Source organism: Shinella sp. SUS2 (assembly GCF_001262505.1).
GTDB lineage: Bacteria > Pseudomonadota > Alphaproteobacteria > Rhizobiales > Rhizobiaceae > Shinella.
On the sequence record NZ_KQ410778.1, the window covers coordinates 1 to 9411 of the forward strand.

Consider the following 9411-nt stretch of genomic DNA (forward strand, 5'->3'; position numbering starts at 1 on the left):
AGGTGGCCGGTTTTTACTCCGCCCGCGGCTGGACTATTCCGCCGCTACCGTGGCCGACTTTTCCACCGCCGCTCTCATACGTCCTGGGCGAGCTTCGGCCGAATCCGCCCGGCGCACACGTCAGGCGTCATTTTCGGGTTCGGCGGCAATGCGCTGATCACCACCTCGTTCCATGTCGTGCAGCGCACCTCTCGCGCCCGCCTTGCCGACCAGCTTTCGCCCTGGATCGTGCTGTTCGGCTTCAACCTTTTCTGTCTCATCGCGATTTCCGGCTATTTCCTCGGCGTCACCCAGTCCAAGGAATATGCCGAGGCCGAATGGTATGCCGATATCTGGCTGGTCATCGTCTGGGTGACCTATTTCGTGCTCTACGTGCGCACGCTTGCCCGGCGCAAAGAGCCGCACATCTATGTGGCCAATTGGTACTACTTGGCCTTCATCCTCGTCGTGGCCATCCTGCACATCGTCAACAACCTCGCAGTTCCCCTCTCCTTCGCCCACGCCAAAAGTTACACGGTCTGGGCGGGCGTGCAGGATTCAATGGTGCAATGGTGGTACGGGCATAACGCCGTCGCCTTCTTCCTCACCGCCGGCTTCCTGGCCATGCTCTACTACTACCTGCCCAAGCGTGCGGAGCGGCCGATCTTCTCCTACCGGCTGTCGATCCTTAGCTTCTGGGGCATTACCTTCTTCTATATGTGGGCAGGCTCTCACCACCTGCACTACTCCGCCCTGCCCCACTGGGTGCAGAATCTCGGCATGACCTTTTCCGTGATGTTGCTCGTGCCCTCCTGGGCATCTGCCGGCAACGCGCTGCTGACCCTCAACGGGGCCTGGCACAAGGTGCGCGACGACGCGACATTGCGCTTCATCATGATGGCGGCGTTCTTCTATGGGCTGTCGACCTTCGAAGGCTCGTTCCTCGCGATCCGCCCGGTCAACGCGCTCTCTCAGTGGCTGGACGGCCTTCTATTGGGCCTGGTGGATTAGTTGGTCGCCCTTTGTGGGAATGTTCATTGCCCGCGTGTCGCGCGGGCGCACGGTGCGGGAGTTCTTGATTGCCGTACTTATCGTACCGACCCTCCTCTCGGTGTTATGGATGACTGCTATGGGCGGTACTGCCATCAGCCAGGTTGTGAGTGATGGCTTCACCGGCGTACAGGACGCGGCGTTGGAACTTCAGCTCTTCCAGATGCTGACCCAGCTTCCGCTGACCGGCATAGCGTCTCTCGTTGGCATCATACTTGTCGTGGTGTTCTTCGTGACGTCATCAGATTCCGGTAGCCTTGTAATTGATACGATCGCAGCGGGCGGCAAGGTCAATGCACCAGTACCGCAGCGGATCTTCTGGGCCTCGTTTGAAGGTCTGGTCGCTATCGCGCTCTTGCTGGGAGGAGGTCTTACCGCACTGCAGGCCATGGCGGTATCGACAGGGTTGCCATTCACCTTCGTGCTGCTTGCTGCCTGCTATGCGATCGTTAAAGGATTGATGAACGAACCCAAAACTTGAGCTGGGGTAAGGCTGCTCGTGGGACTCCGTCCGCTTGAGGATATGGGGCACCGGAGTGTCTCGCAGACTGCGAGGGCCGTGCGGCAGCAGGCCATTGATAGCGCCGTGATCGGTATACGGGTTATCGATCCTGTAACGCTTGATCACGGTCCGCCAGCCTTCGCAAAACTTGGTGGTGTCGTATGCCGCATCCAGGCTGGTTGCTACCCCACCTTTTCAGCTGTGAAAGGAGTAGCCGTCCTGCACTGCATGTTCTGAAGGATGGACTGTGCTGCTGCATCGGCAAGACCGGATGAAATGTCGTACTCAAAGACACTTGAGCCGGTAATTTCGGTGGGACTTACCAAGGTCAAATGCCAGACGACGCTCGCGCCCGTGGTGCCGGAGCCGTTTGACTGCCGTTCATCCGCGAGAACGCCACGCCATGAATGTCCCCCGGTGGAGGTCCAGTTCACATTGCCAATCGCTTCCGACATCAGCTTGCTGGGTGAAAACCATCCGCCCCACCTGATCTGCCGGGTCTCCCCGCTCACCTGACCCGGCACGGCCTGACCTGTCAGCGAGAACAGGGGGCAGGCTGAAGTGTCGGTTGTCCCCGCGGTTATGCGCCAAGTTCCATCTTCGGGAATGAGCGGCGCTTCCAGTTGAATCGGACACGAACCCGGCCCGCCGAACGAAGCATCGATCTGCGCAGGGGTCTGGGAACGCCAGCTATATTCGTTCTCATACACTACAAGGGTCATGCCTGCCGCATCTGGCGGGTTGGGAGTGCCAAGGATGATCTCGACATCTGAAAGCGTCGTACCCGGTACATGGCAGCTACAGCCACCCTCCATGCATATGGCAATCTGGACCATCTGCGCCTTTGCGCCGGGAATGAACCCGAAGAACAAGGCCAAACCGAAAAGTGCGGGTGCCAGTTTGTTTCTCATGGGTTATTTCCCCGATTTTTTGCCGAAAAGCGCGCGTAGAACCGACTCAGGATTACGCCCGCCGAGGTCAACCCGGATAGTCGTGTCCGAATCCGCAACAGCGGCGTTGTCCGGTTCCGATGCCGAAACCTGAAGCGAAGAAGCTATGCCCTCAAACCCGATCTCAGCGCCCATGCCCTGTCCCTTGAACATGCATAGCTGATTGTCGCCGATGGATCGGCACGGCCCATTGGATCGCAGCCATTGACGTGGGTTGAGCTCCACTCTTATGGCCTTGCCGAGATCTTCCGTGAAGAAGGTGGAGGTCGGCAGGTCGGCACGCGCGCCGCTGGCGGTTTCGTAGACAATTGGGTCACTCATCGACCAATTGTTTGGCAGGATCAGAGAGATACCGCTTGCAGCATGATTGACGGGGCAGCCCGCAGGACTGTCCGCGCAGTGAAATGCCGGTGCCTCCTCATCATTGCTGGCAATCCCAGCGACCGGAATCTCGAAATCGTTGCCACCGGCCGGGTTGATCGTGACAGTGCCAGCGAGGCGGATACCAGCCGCTTCGTTGACCCCCTCGACCTCATAGGTGCCGCTTGGAGCCAGTCGGGTTGTGAAGGTTGGCAGGAGATCGTTGGAGGCGAAAGCTACATCCATTTCCCTGACATCGGTGCGGACGGCTGACCACTGCACCCCCAAATCGCCGATTTCCAAGGGTGCGCGCAGGCGCACGGGGATCGTCTCGCCCTCCGCTGGCACATGTGACTGCGCGGATGAACCAGGCTTGGTCATGTCCACGAAATCGGAAGGTGCAGGACCATGCACGGCAGCGCGCATTTCGGACAGGGAAGGAGGTACATGGCCACCCGGCCACATGACGACGCTGATGCCTGTGGCCCCGGAGGACAATGCACCGGCATAGCCGATCCCATAGGGTGTCAAATGGAGCGTCATAGGCGCAGGGATTGGCTCGCCCACTGTGAAGGTCATGCGCAGCACCTCGCCCTCGAGAGTTGCCGTCGTGAACGTGCCTTCGCGGCCGGCAGCCTGCGGCCCGGCCAGCTTTTCTCCAGCCGTCCAGCTTCCGCTGATCGCGCCATCGGAATGAGACTGCTCAAGCGCGAGCGTGAGCAATTGATCTGCTCCCGCCTGTACCTGATAAGGTGGCACACCGATGATTTGCCACGGACCGCCAAATGTTGTCGCCGACGCCTCGTCATCGGATTCGTCAACCGGTGGGATGATGAAGTCGTTGTTCCTCCCTGGGTAGATTTCCACCTCAGCACTGAAATTGACCTCACCTGGCCCTGTGGTCGAAACGCGATAGCGTCCCGGTTCGAACTGGCCTTCGCCAACGACCATTTCGGAGGTCGGGGACCACGCTTCCGGGCTCATGTCCGGATCGAGCGGGACCGCCGACCACCACAGCGGGATCTGTGGGAAATTATCCGGAATACGGAACGTCGCCCGCACCATTGGCATGGCGTCCTGACCCGACAATGCCTGCGTTGCTGCTGCGGCCTGCGCTGCCAGATCGGCGGTGTTGGTCAGATCTGCATCCTCGAACGGCACACCGACGCCGAATTGACGGGGGAAAAAAATTTCCCGCTGGTTGCCGGAGATATAGCGAAGCTCGTAGATGCCGGTCTCCGCCGGTGCCTTTAAGCCCATGCGCTGGGTCTTCCGATTACTGAAGGGATAGCCCCAACTCTCGAAATAGTCGTCGGACGCAGCACCGGGCCGGGCGACCACGATGCGCTGGCCGACTTGATTGGGGCCGCGCCAGGTGAACTCGAACCGCGTAGCTGGCTCCACGGAACCGATTGCGTCAAAACCATTGGACGCTGCTACGACCTCTATTGGCTGACGCGCAATGATCGTGCCGTCATCTGCGATCATGACCAGATCGTATTCTCCCGGTTCGATAGGAGCGGCCCTGGAAAACGGATTATTGCCCAGATCACCAGCGCCACCGATGACACCGAAAGATGGACCGACCGAAGGCTTGCGCTCTCCCCGCAGTGTGAAGCCCGCATAGTAATCAGGACGCGGGCTCCCCCGATACGAAATGGAATAGGTGTGCCCGGCCTCGGCCTTGGGGCCAATATCGAAGAACGGCATCGTAAACTTAACGGCACCGAAGACACACCATGACGCCGGCCGAGTTTTTTGGTCACGCTCGGGCGATTTTCGCCCATAGTTTCATCGCCGCTGAACGCAATTCGCGATGATGGCCGGAGGAGATGTCGTGGCGGGGGATTTGGAACAGGTTGGCGATGGGATCGTGGATGGAGACGAAACGCTGAAGATGTCGCCTCGACTTGAAGCGTTTCATGATCCACTCTCGCCGCCGGATTGGCTGATGGGAATTCTCAGCGCGATTGTTCAAGCCCTTGTGTGAGCGATGCTCGACACCCGGCATGATCTCCCGCTTTGCGGCATCGTAGGAGCGAAGCTTGTCGGTGACCATTACCCGCGGAGCTCGTCCTTGGCCCTTCAACAGCTTGCGCATCAGGCGCTTGGCCGCCTTGGCATTGCGGCGGCTTTGCACCAGAACCTCCAGGACGAAACCGTCCTGATCCACTGCGCGCCAGAGCCAGTGCTTCTTTCCACGGATCGAAACGACGGCCTCATCGAGATGCCACTTGTCGCCGAGCCGACCAACTGAACGGCGGCGGATCTCGTTGGCGAAGGCCCGTCCGAATTTCTCCGCCCACAGCCGGACCGTTTGATGCGAGACAATGACGCCGCGGGCAGCCAGCAAGTCCTCGACCATTCGCAGGCTGAGAGGGAAGCGGAAATAGAGCCACACGGCATGGGCAATGATTTCAGCGGGAAAGCGATGGCGGCGATATAGTGGATTAGGCTCTGTCATGGCCCATCATCGCATATCGAGTTCCACATTCCGTTAAGTTGACGATGCCCCCTCTGCTGTTACAGTCTTGCCGAGGCTATGGGCAATATCGATTATACCGCGGATGATCGCCCGATCCTCTGGACACGTTACCATATTGGCAACAAAGCTACGATCAATCTTCAGTTTGCCGAGTGGTAGCTGACGCAGATGGGTCAGGGATGCATACCCCGTTCCAAAATCATCGAATGCGATTTCCACGCCGGCATCGTGCAAGCGACGCAATCCCTGCTCGACGCGTTTCTGATGGGAGCCAAGAAACATGCTCTCCGTCACTTCTACGCAGAATTTTTCCGGGCGGATTCCAGTTTGAGCAGATAGCTCAAAAAAGCGTTCCAAGAAGACATCCGATCGGAAATCGGAATTCGTCAGGTTGATGGCGATCCGTTCAAGAGGGATTTGCGCGGCCAGCATATCAGCCGTATCCTTGAATGCTCGTTCGAGCACGAACATGCCGATTGCCGCTCGAACTGCGGGATCGGAAAACCCCTCCTGAAATGCGCTTGGCGTCAACAGTCCAAGTTGTGGGTGCTGCCATCGCATGAGGGCTTCAAGAGAGACAAGCCCGTTGCTGACGACAGGCACGATCGGCTGGTAGTGGAGTTCGAACGCGTCGAGCCGCAAGCCATCTTCGATCTCCAGCAGGAGTTGGGAACGATGCTCGGCAGCTTCTTTGAGTTTGGGATGGAAGATTTCGAGACGATCGCGTCCGAGAGCCTTCGCGTGGTAAAGAGCAAGGTCAGCAGCCTGGAACAGGTTCTCTGCATCGTTTCCATTGCCTGGGAAAACTGCAATGCCGAGGCTCAAGGAGAACCGCCGGGCGGCCGCGCCAATCTGAATCGGCTGCCTGACCACCTCAAGGGCTTCCTCAAAGAACGCTCTCGCAGCAGAGGGCGCTCCATCACGAAGTACAATACCAAATTCGTCACCGCCTAACCGGGCTATGAAGCCTTGTCTTTCGCAGAGGGCATCGAGACGGGATGCAACGGTCTGTAGAAGGTGGTCGCCCACGGAGTGTCCGAAAGAATCGTTCACTTCCTTGAAGGTGTCGACATCGATGAGAGCTAGATGGAACGCCCTTCCAGAACCATCGAATTCAGTGATTGTCGCTTCGAGATATTCCTGAAAGCTCCGTCGGTTCGGAAGGTTTGTCAGTGGGTCACGACTGGCGATGTGTTGCTGGTGCTCTCTGCTTGCCCGCAGATCGGCTTCAAGCTGTTTGCGTGCCGTGATGTCGAACCGAATAGAGGTGTAGCTATCGGCCTTTCCAGCCTCCGACAGATGCGGGACGATTGTTGTGTCGACCCAGTAAAGCGAGCCATCCTTGCGCCGGTTGCAGATTTCTCCGTGCCAGACCCGCCCTTGTGCAATTTCCCGGTACATCGCCCGAAAGAACGCAGCGTCGTGGTGACTGGACTTGAGCTTGCGATGATTTTCGCCGATCAACTCAGCCTCGCCATAGCCGCTGATCTCGCAGAACTTGCTATTCACGTAGGTGATGGTGCCACGGACATCGGTGATTGCGACGATCGCGGCCGTATCGAGCGCATAGCGTATGAAGTCCTGTTCGGCTCCGGGCCATGAGGCGCTCCGCAGCTTGATGGCAACATCCATCAGGGATTTCGCCATATTGCCCGCTTCGTTGTCGTCTTCAGAAGGAATTAACGAGCTTTGAGAATGCATCATAGACTTCATCACCGATGTCATATTTCATCCAGACTTTCGAGTGGTTGCGCGCGAGACGCGCTTTAGAGCTATTTCCGAACATGAATCCTCCCTTTTGTTCTGTGTGGCTGATCAGCCATCAAGTATAAGTTTAGGTAAATCTTCCAGCGCATTCGTTCAAAATTCCTCCCAGCGTTGCACGGCAGATGCTGCGGAGCTCTGAGATGTGCGCATGGTGCGGGCAACAACATGAAGCTGTGAAGGAGATGATGCGGGTGCCTTCTGATGAATTGACGGTGTGCTTCCGGTGAGACGGAAGCGACGAATCAATTCATGCAAAGTGTCTGCCTCGCGTGCCATGGCGTGGCTGGCGGCGGTACTTTCCTCCACCATCGCCGCATTTTGCTGTGTCGTCTGGTCCATTGCATTGACCGCCTGATTGATCTCGCGCAGCCCGACAGATTGCTCACGCGATGCTTCCACGATTGCAGTGACATTCGTGTGGACTTCTTGCACCTGGGCAAGGATTTCCTGCAAAGCCTGCCCGGTTTCGCCTACCAGTGCCACGCCGTTGCGAACCTGCTCTCCAGAGGTGATGATCAGCCCCTTGATATCCTTGGCCGCGCTGGCGGATCGTTGCGCCAACTCACGAACTTCCTGAGCGACAACAGCAAAGCCTTTCCCAGCTTCACCCGCCCTTGCCGCCTCAACACCCGCGTTCAGCGCAAGGAGGTTCGTCTGGAAGGCGATCTCATCGATGACGCCGATGATGCTGGAGATTTCACGCGAGGATTGTTCGATCTGCTCCATGGCGGAGATGGCCTTCTTGACGACTTCCCCTGATTTTTCCGCCCCAACCCGCGTCTTGCTAACCAGGATGCCAGCCTCATCGGCTCGTCGGCTTGAATCCCCGACGGTTGTCGTGATTTCCTCAAGGGCCGCCGCCGTCTCTTCAACAGAGGCTGCCTGCTGTTCTGTACGCTTCGCCAGATCGTCGGCTGCCGCGCGTATCTCCTGGGCTCCGGACGCGATGGCATCGGCGTTGGTTTCAACCGTCCGTATCGTTTCGTTCAAGCCCGCAACGGCACTGTTGAAGTCTTTCCGAACGCCTTCCATCGACGGGACGAAGGGATGGGCAAGATGCTGCGTGAGATCACCCTCCGCCAGCGCCTTCAACGCATCGCCGAGCATGTTTATTGCAGACATCCGTTTTGTTACGTCCGTGGCGATTTTGACGACCTTGAAGACGCGCCCATTCAAATCGCGAACTGGATTGTACGCGGCCTGAATCCATATCTCGCGGCCATCCTTGCCGTAACGCACGAACTCGTTTGCCTGAAACTGACCGTCAGCCAAGCTCTTCCAGAAATCGGCGTACGTGGATGTCTGCACATAGGCGGGATCGCAAAACATACGGTGATGTTTGCCGACGATCTCGGCAAGCGAATAACCAAGTGCGGCGCAGAAGTTTTCGTTCGCTCCCAGGATTTCGCCTGTCGGTGTAAACTCGATGATCGCCTGGGAACGGGACATCGCATCCAGTTTGCTCGCATCCTCGGCAGATTGACGGCGCGCTTCAGTGATATCGGTCGCGAACTTGACGACCTTGTACGGCTTTCCGCCGCGCAAGACGGGATTATAGGTGGCTCGGAGCCAAATATCGCTTCCGTCCTTGTGCAGCCGCCTGTAGCTGTTTGAATCGTACTCGCCGCGGCTCAACCGCGCCCAGAATTGCCGATATTCCTCGCTGGCAACGTACGCCGCGTCGCAAAATATCCGATGGTGCTTCCCAAGAAGCTCCGCCTGACTATATCCAACCGCACGACAGAAATTTTCGTTCGCCGAGAGAATGTTCCCAACAAGGTCAAATTCAATAACGGCTTGAGATCGAGAAAGAGCATCATAAACATGCTTCGCACTTAGCATCTTTAACATAATCTATCCTTGCTCCGCGCCGATTTTCTCCGCGGTCATCCAGATGAAAATTTGGAGTAGGATTTAAATATGGAGAAGACCTCCATCTAAACACTCATCCAATGGCTCTCATCATCGCTTGGTAGCATCATGCTAAGGCAATGAAATGCGCAGTTATGAGCGTTTTTATATTGGAATATCTAATGATGAATTAAACATAGAGTATTGCAGGGTCTGTCATAGCGCGCTTTCAGGGTTGAGTAGCAAGAATCAAGGGTATTTTCGGCGAACCGGAGTTCACCGGAAAAGCGCTCGTAGTTCAGCCTCGGCCTTTCCAGAGACCGTTTTTATTTACGCTATGTGCCACTGCTGGCGCGTCCAGCATGGTGAAGCGGCATGCACCTTCTTTTAGTGTAAGCATCCGAGCAGCCACGCGGCATGAGCACGCGCGAGTTAGGCAAATCGGGCTATAGTGATGAGGTTGCTGC

The 9411-nt window shown here is 57.3% G+C and carries 5 protein-coding genes and 2 pseudogenes; 2 read left to right on the forward strand and 5 right to left on the reverse strand.

Features of this window, described 5'->3' with window-relative positions; translation table 11 throughout:
• Positions 1–78: 78 nt before the first annotated feature.
• Positions 79–963 (forward strand): annotated as a pseudogene (locus AKG11_RS32220) (cbb3-type cytochrome c oxidase subunit I); the annotation flags it as partial.
• A pseudogene (locus AKG11_RS32225) lies at positions 950–1510 on the forward strand (BCCT family transporter); the annotation flags it as partial. The pseudogenes AKG11_RS32220 and AKG11_RS32225, both read left to right, overlap by 14 nt.
• Positions 1511–1713: 203 nt before the next feature.
• Here the strand turns inward: AKG11_RS32225 and AKG11_RS32230 are convergent.
• The 5 genes from AKG11_RS32230 to AKG11_RS32250 form a co-directional block, all read right to left on the reverse strand.
• On the reverse strand, positions 1714–2442 hold the full coding sequence (locus AKG11_RS32230) for a hypothetical protein (RefSeq protein ID WP_050746954.1): 729 nt from the start codon (positions 2440–2442) through the stop codon (positions 1714–1716).
• A 3-nt stretch (positions 2443–2445) separates the two neighbouring features.
• Positions 2446–4551 (reverse strand): hypothetical protein, encoded by a 2106-nt coding sequence (locus tag AKG11_RS32235; RefSeq protein ID WP_156334207.1) that lies wholly within the window; start codon positions 4549–4551, stop codon positions 2446–2448.
• Between the two features lie 52 nt (positions 4552–4603).
• Positions 4604–5305 carry an IS6 family transposase gene (locus AKG11_RS32240; RefSeq protein WP_050746956.1) on the reverse strand — a complete coding sequence of 234 codons (702 nt, stop codon included), beginning with the start codon at positions 5303–5305 and terminating at the stop codon, positions 4604–4606.
• 33 nt (positions 5306–5338) lie between these two features.
• Entirely contained in the window at positions 5339–7051 is a 1713-nt protein-coding gene (locus AKG11_RS32245; protein ID WP_050746957.1) for a putative bifunctional diguanylate cyclase/phosphodiesterase, read from the reverse strand.
• 135 nt (positions 7052–7186) lie between these two features.
• Positions 7187–8944: a methyl-accepting chemotaxis protein gene (locus AKG11_RS32250; protein WP_050746958.1), complete on the reverse strand. Its 1758-nt coding sequence runs from the start codon at positions 8942–8944 to the stop codon at positions 7187–7189.
• Positions 8945–9411: the final 467 nt, after the last annotated feature.

Bases quoted from the DNA above. Each gene is read 5' to 3' on its own strand.
- AKG11_RS32240 (WP_050746956.1), bottom strand. From the start codon at position 5,305: ATGACAGAGCCTAATCCACTATATCGCCGCCATCGCTTTCCCGCTGAA.
- AKG11_RS32245 (WP_050746957.1), bottom strand. From the start codon at position 7,051: ATGACATCGGTGATGAAGTCTATGATGCATTCTCAAAGCTCGTTAATT.
- AKG11_RS32230 (WP_050746954.1), bottom strand. From the start codon at position 2,442: ATGAGAAACAAACTGGCACCCGCACTTTTCGGTTTGGCCTTGTTCTTC.
- AKG11_RS32235 (WP_156334207.1), bottom strand. From the start codon at position 4,551: ATGCCGTTCTTCGATATTGGCCCCAAGGCCGAGGCCGGGCACACCTAT.
- AKG11_RS32250 (WP_050746958.1), bottom strand. From the start codon at position 8,944: ATGTTAAAGATGCTAAGTGCGAAGCATGTTTATGATGCTCTTTCTCGA.